This is a genomic window from Treponema sp. OMZ 788, from assembly GCF_024181245.1.
Taxonomy (GTDB): domain Bacteria; phylum Spirochaetota; class Spirochaetia; order Treponematales; family Treponemataceae; genus Treponema_B.
On the sequence record NZ_CP051199.1, the window covers coordinates 594,185 to 611,405 of the forward strand.

Annotated in this window: 23 protein-coding genes and 3 pseudogenes; 20 read left to right on the forward strand and 6 right to left on the reverse strand. The window is 36.3% G+C overall.

Annotated elements, in window-relative coordinates; translation table 11 throughout:
* Nucleotides 1-34 precede the first annotated feature (34 nt).
* From E4O00_RS02745 to E4O00_RS02790, 11 genes and pseudogenes are all read left to right on the forward strand, one after another.
* Nucleotides 35-175: pseudogene (locus E4O00_RS02745) on the forward strand (PcfB family protein); the annotation flags it as partial.
* A gap of 80 nt (nucleotides 176-255) precedes the next feature.
* Nucleotides 256-458, forward strand: a pseudogene (locus tag E4O00_RS02750) (recombinase); the annotation flags it as partial.
* 134 nt (nucleotides 459-592) lie between these two features.
* On the forward strand, nucleotides 593-1,282 hold the full coding sequence (locus tag E4O00_RS02755; protein ID WP_253678465.1) for a flavodoxin family protein: 690 nt from the start codon (nucleotides 593-595) through the stop codon (nucleotides 1,280-1,282).
* 144 nt (nucleotides 1,283-1,426) lie between these two features.
* Nucleotides 1,427-1,564 carry a hypothetical protein gene (locus E4O00_RS14120; protein ID WP_371922251.1) on the forward strand — a complete coding sequence of 46 codons (138 nt, stop codon included), beginning with the start codon at nucleotides 1,427-1,429 and terminating at the stop codon, nucleotides 1,562-1,564.
* Between the two features lie 93 nt (nucleotides 1,565-1,657).
* A complete protein-coding gene (locus tag E4O00_RS02760) occupies nucleotides 1,658-1,927 on the forward strand; it encodes an ArsR/SmtB family transcription factor (protein ID WP_253678466.1) in 270 nt (89 codons plus the stop codon).
* A gap of 81 nt (nucleotides 1,928-2,008) precedes the next feature.
* Nucleotides 2,009-3,019, forward strand: coding sequence for a permease (locus E4O00_RS02765; RefSeq protein WP_172621801.1), 1,011 nt, complete (start codon nucleotides 2,009-2,011; stop codon nucleotides 3,017-3,019).
* A gap of 12 nt (nucleotides 3,020-3,031) precedes the next feature.
* Complete coding sequence (locus tag E4O00_RS02770) at nucleotides 3,032-3,340, forward strand: thioredoxin family protein (protein WP_178947118.1); 309 nt, start codon at nucleotides 3,032-3,034, stop codon at nucleotides 3,338-3,340.
* Nucleotides 3,341-3,407: 67 nt separating this feature from the next.
* Nucleotides 3,408-3,557, forward strand: a complete 150-nt coding sequence (locus E4O00_RS02775) for a low molecular weight phosphatase family protein (RefSeq protein WP_253678467.1) — start codon at nucleotides 3,408-3,410, stop codon at nucleotides 3,555-3,557.
* 56 nt (nucleotides 3,558-3,613) lie between these two features.
* Nucleotides 3,614-4,585: an ACR3 family arsenite efflux transporter gene (gene arsB / locus E4O00_RS02780; RefSeq protein ID WP_253679620.1), complete on the forward strand. Its 972-nt coding sequence runs from the start codon at nucleotides 3,614-3,616 to the stop codon at nucleotides 4,583-4,585.
* A gap of 230 nt (nucleotides 4,586-4,815) precedes the next feature.
* Nucleotides 4,816-5,120, forward strand: a pseudogene (locus E4O00_RS14125) (DUF3847 domain-containing protein).
* Nucleotides 5,121-5,262: 142 nt separating this feature from the next.
* Nucleotides 5,263-6,027: a class I SAM-dependent methyltransferase gene (locus tag E4O00_RS02790; protein WP_253678468.1), complete on the forward strand. Its 765-nt coding sequence runs from the start codon at nucleotides 5,263-5,265 to the stop codon at nucleotides 6,025-6,027.
* A 374-nt stretch (nucleotides 6,028-6,401) separates the two neighbouring features.
* On the opposite strand, the gene E4O00_RS02795 is transcribed toward E4O00_RS02790, so the two are convergent.
* Nucleotides 6,402-6,794, reverse strand: coding sequence for a DUF3784 domain-containing protein (locus E4O00_RS02795; protein WP_253678469.1), 393 nt, complete (start codon nucleotides 6,792-6,794; stop codon nucleotides 6,402-6,404).
* Between the two features lie 293 nt (nucleotides 6,795-7,087).
* Between E4O00_RS02795 and E4O00_RS02800 the strand changes: the two genes are divergently transcribed.
* Together E4O00_RS02800 and E4O00_RS02805 are read left to right on the forward strand one after the other, a co-directional pair.
* A complete protein-coding gene (locus tag E4O00_RS02800; RefSeq protein WP_253678470.1) occupies nucleotides 7,088-7,795 on the forward strand; it encodes a hypothetical protein in 708 nt (235 codons plus the stop codon).
* A 15-nt stretch (nucleotides 7,796-7,810) separates the two neighbouring features.
* The gene (locus E4O00_RS02805) at nucleotides 7,811-8,491 is read left to right on the forward strand and encodes a zinc metallopeptidase (protein ID WP_253678471.1); all 681 of its coding nucleotides are present in this window, start codon (nucleotides 7,811-7,813) and stop codon (nucleotides 8,489-8,491) included.
* A gap of 2 nt (nucleotides 8,492-8,493) precedes the next feature.
* Here the strand turns inward: E4O00_RS02805 and E4O00_RS02810 are convergent, their stop codons facing one another.
* Both E4O00_RS02810 and E4O00_RS02815 read right to left on the reverse strand, forming a co-directional pair.
* A complete protein-coding gene (locus tag E4O00_RS02810; protein ID WP_253678472.1) occupies nucleotides 8,494-9,285 on the reverse strand; it encodes a class I SAM-dependent methyltransferase in 792 nt (263 codons plus the stop codon).
* 38 nt (nucleotides 9,286-9,323) lie between these two features.
* The gene (locus tag E4O00_RS02815) at nucleotides 9,324-9,875 is read right to left on the reverse strand and encodes a GNAT family N-acetyltransferase (protein WP_253678473.1); all 552 of its coding nucleotides are present in this window, start codon (nucleotides 9,873-9,875) and stop codon (nucleotides 9,324-9,326) included.
* A gap of 108 nt (nucleotides 9,876-9,983) precedes the next feature.
* Here E4O00_RS02815 and E4O00_RS02820 point away from each other — a divergent pair, with 108 nt between their 5' ends.
* Nucleotides 9,984-11,588 (forward strand): ATP-binding protein, encoded by a 1,605-nt coding sequence (locus E4O00_RS02820; RefSeq protein WP_253679625.1) that lies wholly within the window; start codon nucleotides 9,984-9,986, stop codon nucleotides 11,586-11,588.
* 87 nt (nucleotides 11,589-11,675) lie between these two features.
* Here E4O00_RS02820 and E4O00_RS02825 read toward each other — a convergent pair whose 3' ends face one another.
* The 3 genes from E4O00_RS02825 to E4O00_RS02835 are packed head-to-tail and all read right to left on the reverse strand — an operon-like array spanning nucleotide 11,676 to nucleotide 14,722.
* The gene (locus E4O00_RS02825) at nucleotides 11,676-12,281 is read right to left on the reverse strand and encodes an MptD family putative ECF transporter S component (RefSeq protein WP_253678474.1); all 606 of its coding nucleotides are present in this window, start codon (nucleotides 12,279-12,281) and stop codon (nucleotides 11,676-11,678) included.
* Between the two features lie 15 nt (nucleotides 12,282-12,296).
* The gene (locus tag E4O00_RS02830) at nucleotides 12,297-13,835 is read right to left on the reverse strand and encodes an ABC transporter ATP-binding protein (RefSeq protein WP_253678475.1); all 1,539 of its coding nucleotides are present in this window, start codon (nucleotides 13,833-13,835) and stop codon (nucleotides 12,297-12,299) included.
* An 11-nt stretch (nucleotides 13,836-13,846) separates the two neighbouring features.
* A complete protein-coding gene (locus tag E4O00_RS02835) occupies nucleotides 13,847-14,722 on the reverse strand; it encodes an energy-coupling factor transporter transmembrane component T (protein WP_253678476.1) in 876 nt (291 codons plus the stop codon).
* Nucleotides 14,723-14,825: 103 nt separating this feature from the next.
* Here E4O00_RS02835 and infC point away from each other — a divergent pair, with 103 nt between their 5' ends.
* The 6 genes from infC to E4O00_RS02865 are packed head-to-tail and all read left to right on the forward strand — an operon-like array spanning nucleotide 14,826 to nucleotide 17,190.
* Nucleotides 14,826-15,353 (forward strand): translation initiation factor IF-3, encoded by a 528-nt coding sequence (gene infC / locus E4O00_RS02840; protein WP_253678477.1) that lies wholly within the window; start codon nucleotides 14,826-14,828, stop codon nucleotides 15,351-15,353.
* A 26-nt stretch (nucleotides 15,354-15,379) separates the two neighbouring features.
* Nucleotides 15,380-15,580, forward strand: coding sequence for a 50S ribosomal protein L35 (rpmI, locus tag E4O00_RS02845; protein ID WP_002668131.1), 201 nt, complete (start codon nucleotides 15,380-15,382; stop codon nucleotides 15,578-15,580).
* A 30-nt stretch (nucleotides 15,581-15,610) separates the two neighbouring features.
* Nucleotides 15,611-15,970 (forward strand): 50S ribosomal protein L20, encoded by a 360-nt coding sequence (gene rplT, locus E4O00_RS02850; RefSeq protein ID WP_253678478.1) that lies wholly within the window; start codon nucleotides 15,611-15,613, stop codon nucleotides 15,968-15,970.
* 1 nt (nucleotide 15,971) lies between these two features.
* Nucleotides 15,972-16,433, forward strand: a complete 462-nt coding sequence (locus E4O00_RS02855; RefSeq protein ID WP_253678479.1) for a cell division protein ZapB — start codon at nucleotides 15,972-15,974, stop codon at nucleotides 16,431-16,433.
* A gap of 5 nt (nucleotides 16,434-16,438) precedes the next feature.
* On the forward strand, nucleotides 16,439-16,738 hold the full coding sequence (gene zapA, locus E4O00_RS02860) for a cell division protein ZapA (RefSeq protein WP_253678480.1): 300 nt from the start codon (nucleotides 16,439-16,441) through the stop codon (nucleotides 16,736-16,738).
* The gene (locus E4O00_RS02865; RefSeq protein ID WP_253678481.1) at nucleotides 16,735-17,190 is read left to right on the forward strand and encodes a YaiI/YqxD family protein; all 456 of its coding nucleotides are present in this window, start codon (nucleotides 16,735-16,737) and stop codon (nucleotides 17,188-17,190) included. Before zapA ends, E4O00_RS02865 begins: the two co-directional genes overlap by 4 nt.
* The last annotated feature ends 31 nt before the right edge of the window (nucleotides 17,191-17,221 follow it).

Genomic DNA, 17,221 nt, shown 5'->3' on the forward strand with positions numbered 1-17,221 from the left:
ACTTTCGGAATAGTGAAAATCACTGCTCCTTGACAATATCAAAGACTTTGAAGGAACAGCCAAGAAGTATGGAATTGATTTTGCTTTGAAGAAGGACATTTCAGAAAATCCACCAAGATATTTAGTTTTCTTCAAGGGCCGTGATGCAGATGTGATGGAAGCAGCCTTTAAGAAAGATCGTGGGGTGGAGCTATGAGTGATTCTTCACATCGGAAACAGGAGTGATATATAGACACAAAAAAGGAGGATAATGCCATGATAGAATATCATAATAAAATCACAGCACTATACTCCCGCCTTTCAGTTGGTGATGAAGATAGAGACGGTGGCGAGAGCAAAAGCTGATAAACATTCGCCGCTATACCGACGATGATGAAAGCGGTAGGTTCCTTGACCGCTCAGCCTATACACAGATGATAAACGATGTAGAACAAGGCAAAATCGGAATTGTCATCATGAATTTAAGGTAATACATTCTAAGGGGGAATAGTAGCGAGTAAGTGGGAAATCCGGCAGTAGAAAAAAATCGCTTAAAAATGTTATAATATTAGCCGATATAGACAAATAAATTTGAATTTACGGTGGTGATTTTATGAAAATAGTTATTATACATGGTCAAAGTCATAAAGGTTCAACATATAATAGTTCAAGAATGCTTGCAGATAAATTGGGTGGAGAAGTATCGGAATTTTTTCTACCAAAAGATTTTAATCATTTCTGTATTGGGTGTGGGAATTGCTTTACTAAAGGAGAAAGTATGTGTCCGCATTTCGAACAATTACAGCCAATTACAAATGCCATAGATGAGTCGGATATAATTATTCTTGCAAGTCCTGTATATGTATATCATGTTACAGGTTCAATGAAAGCGTTTCTTGACCATTATGGTTATAGATGGATGGTTCACCGACCAAGTGAAAGTATGTTTTCAAAACAAGCTGTCTGTGTTTCAACAGCTGCTGGGGCAGGAATGAAAAAAGCTAATAAAGATATGGCAGATAGCACATTCTTTTGGGGATGTGCTAAAACTTATAAATTAGGTATTGCAGTTTGGGAGACGGATTGGAAGAGAGTTGACGAGAAGATAAAATCAAAGGTTGACCGCCAAACAACAACTCTCTCGAATAAAATAAAAAGCAACTATACAATGGTAAGACCTTCAATAAAAACAAGGATTTTATTTAATATCATGAGAATTATTCAAAAAAAGGGATGGAATGAGAGAGATAAGACATATTGGCAAGAGAAAGGATGGCTTGCTAAAAATCGTCCATGGAAATAATCAAATCCCGGTTGTTTGTTGAACTAACAACTTAATAAAAACTATCACAGAAACAGTAAATCTAAAAAAGGTTTACTGTTTTTTCTTTGTTCAAAAATAAAAAGAGAGGAAAACAGAAAATGAACTTACAAAAGCGATAGAGCCATGTCCCGAAAACCTGACGGCATTTTAATAAAAAAGATTAGAGGAAAGACCTTTGTAAGCGAGATATATTTTGATAGAAAGAGCAAGGATACCTTTCAAGATAAGCTGTTTAAGGTAATAAACTCTAAGAGAAATTAAAAAAACATATCAAATATTTTTGAATTGATGTTGACAAACTGTTTTATTTGGTATATAGTAAATACATCAAAAATATTTGATGTGAGGTTGTCTATGAAAAAATATGAAGATAATGCTAGGGTGTTTAAGGCTCTTTCCGATTCAAAAAGATTAAAAATACTAGATATAATCCATGACGAAGAAAAATGTGCCTGTGTACTACTTGAAAAACTTGATTTGACTCAGTCTGGATTATCTTATCATATGAGAATTTTAAGTGAAGCAGGTATAGTAAATTTCAGACAGGATGGAAAATGGACGCATTACAGTATTAATGAAAAATGGATACAAGAAGCAAAAAAAATATTAGACGATTATCTATAAGTTTTTAGTCATCCAATGTAGGATGACTAAAAACTTATAGATAACACATCAAAAATATTTGATATGTTAGGAGGTAATGTAATGATTTTGTTAATAGGTGAATTTATACAAAACCAAATTTTAGGAATGAAATGGCTTAACGATTTAATAGGGCATATATTAAATATTTTAGGTGTAAATTTAAGTTCCAGATTTGGAGCGTCACTGCATTTTTTTATTTATGATGTAATAAAAATAGGTATTTTATTATGTACCTTAATCTTTATAATTTCGTATATTCAAAGTTATTTTCCACCTGAACGAAGCAAAAAAATATTATCAAAGTTTAAAGGTATATGGGGAAACATTATATCTGCACTATTAGGTACAGTTACACCATTTTGCTCCTGCTCATCGATTCCTCTTTTTATAGGATTTACATCAGCCGGACTTCCGTTAGGTGTTACATTTAGCTTTTTAATATCATCACCTATGGTTGATTTAGGTTCTTTAGTACTGCTTATGAGTATTTTCGGAGCTAAGGTTGCAATAGTGTATGTTTTATTAGGACTTTTAATTGCTGTTATTGGAGGAATTATAATTGAAAAACTCGGTCTTGAAAGTGAAGTGGAAGATTTTATATTAAATGCACCGAGAGGAATTCAAATTGAAGATGCAAAAATTGAGAAGAGAGAAAGATTGCTATTTGCGAAAAATGCAGTAGTAGAAACATTTAAAAAAGTGTTTCCATATATTTTAGTTGGAGTAGGAATTGGAGCGATTATTCATAATTGGATACCAGAAACGTTAATAGAAAAAATACTAGGAGGTAATAATCCGTTAGGTGTAGTTTTAGCAACATTAGTTGGTGTACCAATGTATGCTGATATTTTTGGAACTATACCAATTGCAGAAGCTTTACTTTCAAAAGGAGCGATGCTTGGAACGATTTTAGCTTTTATGATGGGAGTAACTACACTGAGTTTACCGTCAATGATTATGTTAAGAAAGGCAATAAAACCGAAACTTTTATATATTTTTATCGGCATAACAACGTTAGGAATTATAATAGTAGGATATATTTTTAATTTATTACAAAATCTGTTTATTTAAGGAGGAAGAAAAATGTTATTTAAGAAAAAAGCCTGTTGTAACGGGGCATCGGAACAAGGGGAAAGTAAAATTGAAGAAAAAGGAATCTACGTTTTAGGTTCAGGATGTGCTAAATGCAATTCTTTAGAGGAAAATGTAAAAGAAGCTTTAGCCTGCCTAAATATTAAAGAAGAAGTAAAACACATAAGAGATTTCACACTTATTGCAGCTATGGGAGTAATGACCACACCTGCACTTGTGATTGATAATAAGGTTGTAAGTTATGGAAAAGTTTTAACTACGGATGAATGCGTTCAGCTTATCAAGAATTCAAGAGGATAATACTATGAAAATTAAGGTAGCCTTTGTGTGCGTGCACAATTCTTGCAGGAGTCAGATTGCTTAAGCTTTGGCGAAAAAGTACACTTATAAAAAAGCTGATTGGGGGTTAGCTGATCCATCAGGAAAACCAGATGAAGAATTTATAACCGTCATAAAAAAAATTGAAAGAAAGGTACTTGATTTAATTGAAGAAGTCAAGGAATGGGAAAATAATTGAAAAAGCAAGATATAAGTTTCTTTGAAAAAAATCTAACATTATGGGTTTTAATTTGCATGGTTATTGGAGTCTTAATTGGTCGTTTTATTCCAATTGTTCCAAATGCTTTGGGGAAATTAGAGTTTTATAATGTATCAATACCAACAACAATACTACTTTGGATTATGATTTATCCTATGATGTTAAAGATTGACTTTAAGAGTATCAAAGATATAGGTAAAAATCCAAAGGGTCTTTTTATTACATGGTTTGTGAATTGGATAATAAAACCGTTTACTATGTATTTAATTGCCGGTCTATTTTTCTTTATTATATATAAAGGATTTATCAGTAAAGAGCTTGCTTCTGAATATTTAGCAGGTGCGGTATTATTAGGAGCCGCTCCATGTACAGCAATGGTGTTCGTATGGAGCAAATTAACGAAAGGAGATAGTGCATACACACTTGTTCAAGTAGCTAGCAATGATTTAATCATCTTGATAGCGTATATTCCAATAGTAAGTTTTTTATTAAAGATAGGTAATATCAACATACCTTGGGAAACATTATTTTTATCAATTTTACTCTTTATTGTTGTTCCTCTAATCTTGAGTATTATAACCAGGGGATTGATTATAAAAAAACAGGGAGAGAATTATTTAAATAATAAATTTATTCCTGCTTTTGACAAGTATACTATGGTGGGTCTTTTACTAACGTTGATTATTATTTTTTCATTTCAAGGTGAGAAAATTATCGTTCAACCAATAAATATTATCTTAATAGCTATACCGCTTATTTTGCAGACATTATTTATTTTCGGCATAACTTTTGTGATGGCATATTATGCTAAATTACCATATTCTATAGCTGCACCTTGCGGTATGATAGGAGCATCTAATTTCTTTGAATTGGCAGTAGCAGTAGCGATCTCTCTTTTCGGCTTATCCTCTGGGGCAACTTTGGCAACTGTAGTTGGTGTTTTGGTTGAAGTTCCGGTTATGCTTATGTTAGTAAAATTTTCAAATTCTATGGAATATAAATTTTAAGGGAATAAGTTTGGAGTATAAATTACTTAATCTAAATAGTATGTTTTTTAGTTAAAACCATACAATAATTTGATAAATGAGCGATAAGTGCTAATTTAGTAGAAATGTCAAATTCATTCAACAAACTCCATTTTTCCTAAGGGACAACTTAATAAAAACTAAAGGAACAGTAAATCGAAAGGTTTACTGTTTTTTATTTGCTCAAAATTAAAAAGAGAGGAAACGAAAAAATAAAAAACATAGAAGAAAAAATCTTAATGGCAGATGAAGAAATCAAGTAGTTACAAAACAAAAGAAAAAAGCTCATCAGTCAACAGAAACAGGAAGAAAGAAAAAAGAGAGATAAAAGAATATATGAAAAAGGAGCAGTCTTTGAAAGTATCTTTACAGAAAGTAAAAATCTAACCAAAGATGAATTTTATCAGCTAATAACAAGTCAAAGAAATAAAGATGAAATCAATCTTAAAAATCATAGAGAGTAGAAAAATTGCAACAAGAAAACAGAAAACTATCACAGGAAAGAAGCAAGAATTAGACCTGTACAAATTGGCTAAAAAAATGGTATAATATTACAAACATCGAGTAAAACAAATTAGAATTTGTGGAGGTGAGAAAAATGTAATGGCAACATATTCAACTTAAATCGAAATAATATAAAATTACGAGGAGATTATAAGATGAACAATTATATAAAATTAAATGAAGATAGATGGAATAATGTAAAAAATGACTATACTGAGCCATTGACACATGAAGAATTAGAAGAAGTTAGAAATAATTCAATTTCTGTTGCATTAACTGTTGGGAAAAAAGTTCCGAGAGAATGGTTTGAAAAAGCCAACGGAAAAAAGATATTAGGTTTAGCTTGCGGTGGTGGACAGCAGGGTCCGGTTTTTGCTATAAAAGGTTATGATGTAACCATAATGGATTTTTCTAAATCACAATTACAAAGAGATGATATGGTTGCTAAAAGAGAAGGCTTAAAAATCAATACAGTTCAAGGCGATATGACAAAACCATTTCCATTTGAAAATGAAACTTTTGATATTATTTTTAATCCGGTTTCAAATGTATATATAGAAGATTTAGAAAACATGTATAAAGAAGCCTCTCGAGTATTGAAAAAGGGTGGACTGTTAATGGTCGGATTTATGAATCCTTGGATATACATGTATGATGCTGACATTGTATGGGACAAACCCGATGAGGAATTACTTTTAAAGTTTTCAATACCTTTTAATTCAAAAAAGCTTGAAGAGGAAGGCAAAGTAACCATAAATCCGGAATATGGATATGAATTTAGCCATACCTTAGAAACTCAGATTAGAGGACAACTTAAAAATGGTCTCGCTATGATAGATTTTTATGAATCATGTGATAAAAGACATAGATTATCACGTTATGGAAATGACTATATAGCTACACTCTGCATTAAACTATAATGTTAAGGAAGACGCAGGCCAAGAAGATTGAGAAAAAGAATCCCCATCATTACCATTTCTGTCCGACTTGTTGAAATACTCTTGCTGTGGCAAAGGGATGTATGGCAATGTAGGCAGAAATATTTTTATTCGTGCGGAGGGATTGTTGATTGCCGTTTTAATCTTGCTGCTTGCAGCCGCCGGTGTTTTTTGCTATTTTTACTTTATTAAAAAAACAGGTATCTATCCGTTCAATCTGAAATAAAACCGGAGACACACAAAGGGGAGATGGAGCACCATTGGTCATTCCATCATCCCCTTTCTTGCGAATTGTGCTTTACATTTAAAGAGCATCTCTAAAAATCCGACAAGTTTTTTTAGCGCTCAAATATCGTTTACCCTGCAAAAATAACTAGAGCCAAAATAATTAAAACGACAATATTTATAAACACAATAAAGGGAATAACTTCGTTTAGTCTTTTTTTATTTTCTTTTACTAAAAGAATTGAAACTGCAATCATTGTAAGAATTATATAGACTGCGATTACAAGTTTTTCGGTTTGCTTGGACATTTGAAAAAACCGAAAAAAAAGGCCGACGGCCAAGGAAAGGCCTGAAAGAAGATAGAGGCTAAGCCCTACATGCTTACCTATGGAAGATGCATTGTATTCTTCTTTTTCCTCTTTGCTCATCATATTATAACCCGCAATCAAAAAATAGAATTTAAACTTGTGAATTAAAATACCGAAAACCGCAAGCACCGCTGCAATTATATAAAAGCCAATCATACCTTCCTCCAAAGAGTTGCTATATTTAAATTATAACATGGTAATTAGTATTTAGCAAGGCTTTGATTCTTAATGTGTAATTAATTCCAAATTAGCCATTATTTCTATGTTTTGTTATAACAGCGCTGGGATAGAGGGAGGTGAATGGCAAAGTTCAAAAATATTTTTAGTTGAAACTTTTTGAGCTTATTGTACTTTATATTTGTATATGGTATAAAAATAGTAGGAGATACGATAGACAGCTCGCAGGAATTCTGCCTCACTGTTTATCGATATTTTATAGGAGAGTTAAAGTGAAATATATTAGAACCATTATGCTTATGCTGATTGCATGTCTTGTTTTGACATCTTGTGCGCCTAAGGCCGATGTCTTTGTTCAGCCGTCGGGAGATGTTGTGGTAACCTTGGATATCCAAACAGGAAAAACAATAGATGCCCTTCTCGAAAATGCGGCTCAGTTTACCGCAGAAGAAAAGGCTAAAAGTCCTTCAATCTTTAATACGGAAGAAATAAAAAAAGAGCTTGAAGCCAAGGGGATAAAAGTTTTAAACATGACTACCAATTCGATAGCCGGCATAAATGCAAAAATCAAAATCATGAGCAAGGACATGGATGGTGAAACCTCCTTTGTCAAAACCGATATGAAGGCCGGTCTTTTGTCGTTGAGTATAGGTCCCGATAATATAAAGGAATTTGTAAGCCTGCTTTCAGAAGACGACAGGGAATATATCGAACTTTTAATGGCTCCGGCTATAACGGGAGAGCCTATAGAAACAGCTGAATATGAAGATCTTATTAAGGCCGCTTACGGAGATAAACTTGCTTCCGATTTAAAAAGATCAAAGTTTCATGTTTCAATTACCTGTCCTAAAAAAATTAAAAGTATAAAGATTACTCCTTTCGGATATTCTTCTAAAGACGGTAACAAGGGGACAGTCGATATCCCCCTTTCAGAATTACTTTGTGTAAGAGACCCCATTTTCGTTGAGGTTAAATTCTAACTTTTGGAGGAGTTTATGTATTTCGATTACTATTATTTGGTTTTGGTTGTTCCGACTTTGCTTTTATCCTTGTATGCTCAATTTAAGGTAAAGGCAGCCTTTTCAAAATACTCTCAGGTTCAGACCATGAGGAAAATTTCAGGCAAAGAAGCTGCAGCCCTCTTGCTTAGATCAAATGCAATATCCGATGTGAATATCGAAAGGGTAGGCGGAAGTTTAAGCGATCACTATGACCCATCTCACAAGGTTTTACGCCTTTCGGATCCGGTCTACGATAAGACCTCGATAGCAGCAGTAGGTGTTGCCGCCCACGAAACAGGACACGCCATTCAGGATAAAGAAAAATACGGCCCGCTGGTTTTGCGCAGCACCTTGGTACCGGTTGCAAACATAGGTTCGGCTGCCGGCCCCTATTTGGCCCTCGCCGGTATAATCTTCGGAATGAATTTGCTTCTCAACATAGGTATAATTCTTTTTGCCTGTGCCGTTTTATTCTATCTTGTAACCCTGCCGGTTGAAATAGATGCTTCAAGGCGCGCTCTAAAAGTCTTGGAACAAAATGCCGTTTTAAGCCAAGAAGAACTAAAAGGTGCCAAAAAAGTTTTGTCGGCTGCAGCCTTAACCTATGTTGCCTCAGCCCTTACTGCAATGGCAAACCTCTTACGCTTAATTTTAATTTCGCGGGATAGAAGGTAAGCCTAATTTTTTTGAATAAGAGAAAAATAGATTGGGCCTGCTCCTTCCGCCTTATCGGGAAGAAAACGGAATCCGTATTTTGTTTTTTCGGGGATGACGGGCCCAAGGCTGTCAGGCTTTTCTTCAAGCCTTACTCTTTCCTTATACTTTTTTATAAGCTTTTCGATTAAAAAATCGTTTTCTTCATCGGCAAGAGCACAGGTCGAATAGATCAGATAGCCCTTAGGTTTAAGGAGCAAAAAGGCTGCAGATAAAAGAGCCCATTGTCTTTGGCTCAAATTTTTTATGCGGGCATCTGTCCATTGTTTAAGATATTTTTCGTTTTGAAGCACATGCCTTTCGGAAGAGCAGGGGGCATCGAGTAAAATTCTCTCGTAAAGCTCTTGACCGTAGCGGGGCATTCGGGAAGCATCATAGCCGGAAACCCTTATCCGTTTTCGGCCGTCTTCGCTTAAGTGCTCATCGAGAACCCTTATAAGTCTGTTCCGTCTATCGGCCGAAAGCTCGTTTGCCTGTATTTCGGCGTCTCCTCTAATCCTGCTTAAAAGAACCAGGGTCTTCCCTCCGGGGGCAGCACACATGTCGAGGCAGCTTCCTTCTTCAAGAAGAGGCATTGCCTTGGCGGCTTGAATGCTTGCATAATCCAGATAGTAATTTTGTATGAGGTTTTCGCTGTAGGCTTCCGCCTTGTTTTCTTTTAAAAGGGCCGCTTTGAGGGCAGGCCACCTTTCTCCAAAAACGGAAAGATAGTAGTTTTCAAAACCTTCTGCCCCGCTTAGTTTTTGTTTTTTCATAACTAAAAAAGTTTTTCGATAAATAAAACCATAAATAGCTATCGTTCAAATTCGGGATGCTTTGCGTAAAAATCTTCAGGGATAATATCCATTAAGATTATGTCGTGCATTTTTCGGTTGCGGATTAGAGCCTCTCTCCTTGCTCCTATTTTTTTAAAGCCTACCTTTTCGTAAGCCTTAATAGCTCTTTCATTATAAGAATACACATTTAAGATTATGTTATGCAGGTTGAGTTTTTGATAGGCATAGTTTATAAGTAAGCACATAGCCTCGGTGCCGTAGCCCTTTGACCAGTAAGCCTTGTTACCGATAAAGATGCCGAGCTCTGCCGTTCTATCCAAATGATTGATCTTCATAAGTCCCATGCTTCCTATAAGCTCATCGCTTACTGTATCCACGATTGCGTAATTATGCTCCTTTGAAATCCTATCGATTATGAGGCGTTCTGTTTCAAGACCTATAATAGAAGAAGCAAAGTTAAGATATTCGGCGACTTCTTGATCGTTTGCCCAAACAGCATATTTTTCCGCATCTTCAATCCGCATCGGGGCGAGATAACATTTTTTTCCGACAAGTTTTTTTATGTACATGAGTCCTCCCATAAAAATTCAATAAAAGCTTTTTGAAAGGATTATAATTAAAAGATGGGGCAGGGTCAAGAACTTGTTTTAGGCCGCCTATTATGTTATACTATATTTATGAGTACTAAAAGAAAAATGCCTATCGGCGTTCAAAGTTTTGAAGATTTACGGTTAAAAGATTTTATCTATATCGATAAAACGGAATTTATTTGGAAATTGATTGATGGGAGTAAGGTTCATTTTTTAAGCCGGCCGCGCCGTTTTGGGAAAAGCCTCTTGCTTTCTACCTTGAAAGCCTACTTCCTCGGGCAAAAAGAGCTGTTTAAAGGTTTGGCTATCGAAAAACTTGAGGAATGTGAAAAAGACAAAAGAGAAATCTGGCAAAAGTATCCTGTACTCTATTTGGATTTTAATCCCAAAAACTACGCCGACACTAGGGCTTTGAATGATATTCTTAATGCCCACTTATCTGAATGGGAGGATGAATTTAAGATAGAAAAAACGGAGGAATCTCCTGACGGACGCTTTAGAAATCTTTTAAAACAGATTTATGAAAAAACAGGCAAGCAGGCAGTTATCCTCATAGACGAATACGATAAGCCCCTTCTTCAAACTATGTGGAAGGATGAAGCCTTAAACGAAACATACCGCACAATTCTTAAAGGTTTTTTCGGAGTAATAAAAAGTGCAGACCAATATCTCCGCTTTGCTTTTTTGACAGGAGTTACAAAATTCAGTAAGGTCAGCATATTCAGCGATTTAAATAATTTAAGAGACTTAAGCCTCTTGTCGGATTACTCTGCCATCTGCGGTATTTCCCAAGAAGAACTTGAAAAGGATTTTCAACCTGAAATTAAAAACCTTGCAGAAAAAAATGATTTGACCTATGAGGAAACCCTCGCAAAATTAAAACAAAGATATGACGGCTACCTTTTTGCCAGAAAGGGTAGCGCTATGTATAATCCTTTCAGCCTATTGAATGTCTTCGCTTCCGGAGAATTTTCAAGTTATTGGTTTGCAACAGGCACGCCGACCTTTTTGGTTGAGTATCTTAAAAAAGCCTATTATAATATTCCCGACCTCGATGGAAATGTAAAAATGAACGAGGCAGGCCTGGAAACTTACAGAGCGGATGCAATCAACCCCCTGCCTATTTTGTTCCAATCGGGCTACTTAACAATCAAAGACTATAACGACTTTTCAAGACTTTTCCGCTTAGGTTTTCCTAATGATGAGGTGCGTTACGGTTTTTTGGATAATTTACTTCCGGCCTACACCCCGATAAGGACCGATAAAACAGGTCTTTCAATTTGGGAATTTTACGAGCAAATAGAGGCCGGAGATGTAGACGGCTTTATGGAAAAATTAAAGGGAATAATATCCGGTATCCCTTACGACAGCTTAACAGAAAAAGACCTGGCCTTGCGTGAGCAAAACTATCAGACCGCCGCCTATCTTGTCTTCGCCCTTATGAACCAGTTTGTGCATACTGAAGTCCGATGTGCAACAGGGAGAGCTGACTGCGTTGTGGAATTCAGCGATAAGGTTTATATCTTTGAATTTAAACTTACCTCAAACGGAACGGCCGAAGATGCTATAAACCAAATAAAAGAAAAGGGCTACGCAGACAAGTACTCGGGGTCAGGCAAGAAGGTAATAGCAATAGGTTCAAGCTTTGATGAAGATAAACGCACAATTAAAGACTGGCTGATTGATAAATGACAAAGTTCAAATGTCATTCGCTCTTCGTTATTCGTCATATGTACTTCGTGCTTTGACACTTGAACTTCACACTTCGCAATTTTAACTTTATTTTATTCCTGAATTCTTAAAATGTTTTCCCAATATTTTTGAGCCTATAAGAACTCCTACAAAGCCCAAGACAAAGGTTGCAATTAAGATGATGACTCCGAGGTAGCCTGCACTTGCAGCAACGCTTTGTTCAACCTGAGCTTCATTCATCTGCATTCTTTCAAAGCAGAATTTTTTATAATGCTCTACGAAAAAGAGAATGGGGATAACGCCTCCTGAAGCGCTTCCCAAACACATAAAACCGCTTGCAACGGCTATCGTGTATTTGTTCTTATACTTCGAGGTATTGGCTGCAATGTCGGCCAGCAAGGCTCCGATAAACATACCTATCAACCAAGGAAGGTATCCCATTCCCAAAATTAAAACAACCATGATGAGTAAAAGTTGGCTGATAGTAAAAACGCCGAATTTGGGAACCTTAATAGCCAAGAATAAATAAATTGTTCCGACTACAAGTCCCGAAATTGCCGGGGAAAAGGCATGTAAAAAAGGGTTTATTGCTGCAGTAACAAAACCTATGACCATAAAGACCGCAATATAAACCACAGTCATTATTCCGATAAAAACAAAATCCTTTGTTTTAAATTTGTTTGACTTTTCCATAAAGTCCTCCATAATCTATAAATATGTAGAAAAAATACTTTCCAATTTTTTGTCGTGTTTCTCGAGCCTTGAATCTAAGGCTATTTTTTTATCTTTTAAAAGAATCAACCTGTTGCATATCTTCGAGATAAATTCAAAATCATGGGTTATTATAAGCACTGCAGAAGTCTCTGCTATCTCTTCGATAAGTTCTCCTACCCTGATCATGTTTCCGTAGTCCAAGCCGCTTGTCGGTTCATCAAGAATTGTAAGCGGACAGCCTCTTACATAGGTGGCGGCAATTATAAGCCTTTGCTTTTGTCCCATCGAAAGAGAAAAGGGGTGCTCATCCTTGTAATCGTAAAGGTTGAGCTTCTTTAAGGCTTTCTCTATTTTTTCGTTTATGTTTTCAAGCTGCTTGTTTCCTATCAAAAGTTCCGAAAAAACATCGGCGCCGAAAAGCTGATATTCAACATCTTGAAGAACAAAATTTGTACGGCTCACTCTTTCTTTTTCGTTTAAAATTTTTTCTCCGAATTTAATGCAGCCCGAACTTTGGCGGTAAATACCCGATATGATTTTTGCGAGGGTTGTTTTTCCTGCTCCGTTTTTCCCAGTAAGGGCGGCAATGTCATTTTTGTAAAGGTTTAAGTTGATCGAGTTTAAAATCTCGGTTCCGTCCTTAAACGAAAACGAAATATCGGAAAGACTGCAAATTTTTTCGCCTTCCTTATAGGAATTAAATTTATTTGAATCAAATTTATCGTTTAAATCTTTATTTGTTATAGAGCTGATAGCTTCCGTTTCATTTTCATTTTTAAAAAGATGCAAACTTCTTAAGCCTTTCGAATTTAAGTCTGCATTTTCAAGAGCTAAAAATTCTTCACGAGTGTATTCGTCTTGTATGTTTCCTTCATTTATATAGATAACTCTGTCAAAAAGATCTTTTAGATAATGAAGACGATGCTCCGCTATAATTATAGTAAAGCCTCTTTGTTTTAAAATTTTTAAAATATCGGCTAAGATTAGGATGGAGTTAAAATCCAGATTGGACGAGGGTTCATCAAGAACTATAATTTTAGGCCGCAAGGTTAAAATTGAGGCGACGGCTGCTTTTTGTTTTTGTCCGTTTGAAAGGTTTTCAAGTTTTTCGGTTAAGAGGTTTTCGATGTGTAAAATAGAACAAACCTCGGCAATCCTTTCTATTATTTCATCGCGGGAAAGCCCGTAGTTTTCGCAAGGAAAGCTGAGCTCCGAAATTACGTCATCGGTAAAAAACTGACTCTTAGGAGATTGAAAAACCGAGCCGATATCTTTTGAAATTTCATCTATGCTGAAATTCGAAACATCTTCTTCGTTTATAAAAACGGAACCTGAAAATTCGCCCTCGTAAAACCGCGGGATAAGGCCGTTAATACATTTTGTCAGCGTAGACTTTCCGCAGCCGCTTATGCCGGTAACAAGCAAGAATTCTCCTTTTTTTATATTAAGAGAAGTCTTTTTTAAATTTGCTTTTCCGTCTTTTGAAGATTCGTATATAAAAGAAACATCTTTTAATTCTACTGCTGTATTCATTTTATCGTCCTTCAAAAGAGCCTCGTAAATACGGAATCTAAGTCGAAGATTATTGCAGCACCGACAACAAAAAGGGAGATAAGAGTAAAGGCGTAATCTATTATTTCGAATTTTATTTTAAAAAGTTCGGCTGAAGTTTTTGGGGATTCGGCTCCCTTGACAAGGGCTGCAGCCGTCATGTCATCTGCAAGCGAGGTCGCTCTAAAAAGAACCGGAACAAGGGCATACTCCAGACTTCTGATAGGATGAAAAAAAATACTTTTTGCTCCTAGCTCGATTCCTCTCATTTTCATGCTGTTTGTGATTATGTTCATTTCTTTTTTTATTGTAGGTAAAAAACGCACTGCAACCGTAAAGCCGAGCATTATGCCCTTAGGAAGCTTCATTTTATTTAAAGAACTTACGAGGCTCTTTGTATCTACCTTGTTAAAAATTACCATTGCCGCCATAAGGAAGGGTAAAAATTTTTGCACACCCATGGCAATGAGGGAAACGGAGTTAATCAAAAATTGTATGGGCAGATCGGGCAGGGCTCTTATCCCGAAAGGAAGAGCGAGCGCTAAAAAGAATATTAAGGTATATTTTATTGCCTTTTTGTACATTTTAAAAAGGCAGACAATGCTCAAGGACACAAAAAAAATAAAAATATTTGCAGAAAGAGATGAAGAAACCGTAGTTATAAGTGAAAGCACAATGTTTAAAAATACTATTGTTCGGGGATCCAAGATAGTTCTTTTTTTTGAAGTGTAGGTTCTTATCTGTTCTGCAAGAACCGAAATATCGTTTGAATTTTCCGTATAAAAAGCGTAGTCTTTTAGCTCAGAGTTTAAGTATACTATATTGTTAGACATGACAGACATATTACCTGAAAAGAAAAATTTTGTCAATGGATTTTTTCCTTCAGACCTTGACTATTTTTTTTATTTTAGATATAATTAACCCTAAATTTTATTATATCGCACGCTTAAGGAAGGTGCAGAAGGAGAATCGTTGGCTGAAGTAAAAGGTTTGCGGATAAATGATCAAATCCGCGTAAGAGAGGTTAGGTTAATTGGGGTTAATGGCGAACAAGCAGGTATTGTTCCCACTATTGAGGCTGTAAAAATGGCCGCAGAAGCCGGGCTTGACCTTGTTGAAGTTGCACCTACCGCGAAGCCTCCGGTTTGCAAAATAATAGATTACGGTAAATATCGATTTCAAATGGAGAAAAAGCTCCGTGACTCCAAGAAAAATCAAAAGCAGCAAATGATGAGAGAAATCAGAATGCAGCCTAAGATACACGACCATGATCTTGAGTTTAAATCCGCACATATCAAAAAATTCCTTGACGGCGGCGATAAAGTAAAGGTAACCGTGCGTTTTTGGGGACGCGAACTTGCTCATACAGAGCTCGGTTATGAAGTTTTAAACAAGGTTTTGGAAAAACTGGGGGGTGAAGAAGTCTGTACCCTCGAGAAAAAACCTGCTATGGAGGGACGGACAATGTCTATGACATTGAGTCCCAAGCAAAAAAAATAAGCTTATGATAATTTTTGGAGGTACTTATGCCTAAGATGAAGAGCAAAAGAGCTGCTAAAAAGAGATTTTCTCTTACTGCAAGCGGTAAGGTAAAATACAAGCAGATGAACAAGGGTCATATTATGACTAAAAAATCTCAAAAACGGGTACGCCGTCTTAAGAAATCGGCCATTCTTTCAGAGGCTGACAGCATGAAGATGCGAAAGCAGCTATTGCCCTACGGTTAATTTATTTGAAATAGAAGTCAGGAGTTTATAATGTCAAGATCAACAAGCAGTGATAGAAGAATTACAAGAAGAAAAGCTATATTGAAGCAAGCCAAGGGCTTTAGAGGCCGCCGTGGTACCAACTTTAAGGCAGCCCGCGATGCAGTTCGAAAGGCCTTGCTTCACAGTTATGTAGGACGAAAAGATAAAAAAAGCGATATGAGGCAGATATGGATTACCCGTATCAATGCAGCCGTTAGAGCTGAGGGTATTTCTTATTCACGCTTTATTGCCGGAATGAACAAGGCCGGAATCCAATTAAACAGAAAGGCCCTGTCAAACATGGCAATCGAAGATCCTGCCGCTTTTAAGGCTGTCGTAGAAGCTTCAAAAAAGGCTTTAGGAGTCTAATATGCTCAATCTCGATCAGGTAAGGCTCCTTGAAAACAAGGTAGAAAGGGCTGTACAGATGATAAAAAGCCTTCATACCGAAAAAGATTCTCTAAAAAAGGAAATTGAAGCTAGAGACAAGCGGATTGCCGAATTAGAGAAGCTTATAGTAACTTTTAAGGATGACCAATCTAAGATCGAGGAAGGAATAATCAACGCACTTAATCAATTAAGTGCGTTTGAGGATGCCTCTTATACAAAAAAACACGAAATGAGGCCTTCTGCCTCTGAATTTGAAACTGCAGTCCCTGTTTCAGCCGAATCTGAACCGGAGTCTTTTTCACCTCCTCCTACCCCCCCTTTACAACAAGCTCCTGCAGCAGATCCTGTTTCGGAAGACCCCGGTTCCGGTAATCTTCAAAAAGATCTTGACGATGTACTTGGACAAACTTCCGATACAAGTAAACAGATGGATATATTTTAGGCAAAATGAGCAAAGGACAATTAAATATAGATGTATTGGGAACTTCCTTTGCCATTCAAGCTAACGAAACTCATGAATATCTGAATAGAATTTACAATCACTATCTAAATGTTTTAGATCAAGTGAGGCAAAGCTCAAAGGTTACCGATCCTTTAAAACTTGCCATTCTTACGGGCATTTTAATTACCGATGAGCTTTACAAGGAAGAATTTTCGGAACAAAATTCACAAGATCTTATCCAAAAAGCTTGTGACATAGAAAAATCCGCTATGCGGATGATAGAAAAAATCAATGAGGTAATATGAAAATCTGGGTGGATGCCGACTCGTGCCCTGTAAGAATAAGACAAATTACGGCCAAGGCGGGAGAACGTCTAAATCTGCCCGTAATCTTTGCAGCAAACAGGGAAATCCCCGTGCCTAAGGGTTCAAGCATGATCGTTACCGAAAATACGGAACAGGCGGCCGACCTCTACATAACCGAAAACTCGGCTGAGGGAGATTTGGCTATAACGAGGGATATCCCCTTGGCGAAACTTTTGGTAGATAAAGGGCTTTATGTTATAAACGACAGGGGAACTATTTTTACCCGCGATAATATAAATACCTACCTGTCTGCAAGGAATTTCATGTATGAGCTTCAAGCCAACGGTCTCGCTCCGGAAAAAACTGCCTCTTTCGGCAAAAAGGAGATTCACAAATTTTCAAATCTTTTAGACAGCCTTTTAACAAAGGCTTTAAAACATAAAGCTCCTTGATTAGAAGTTTTAAGTCCTTATTGTACTTTTA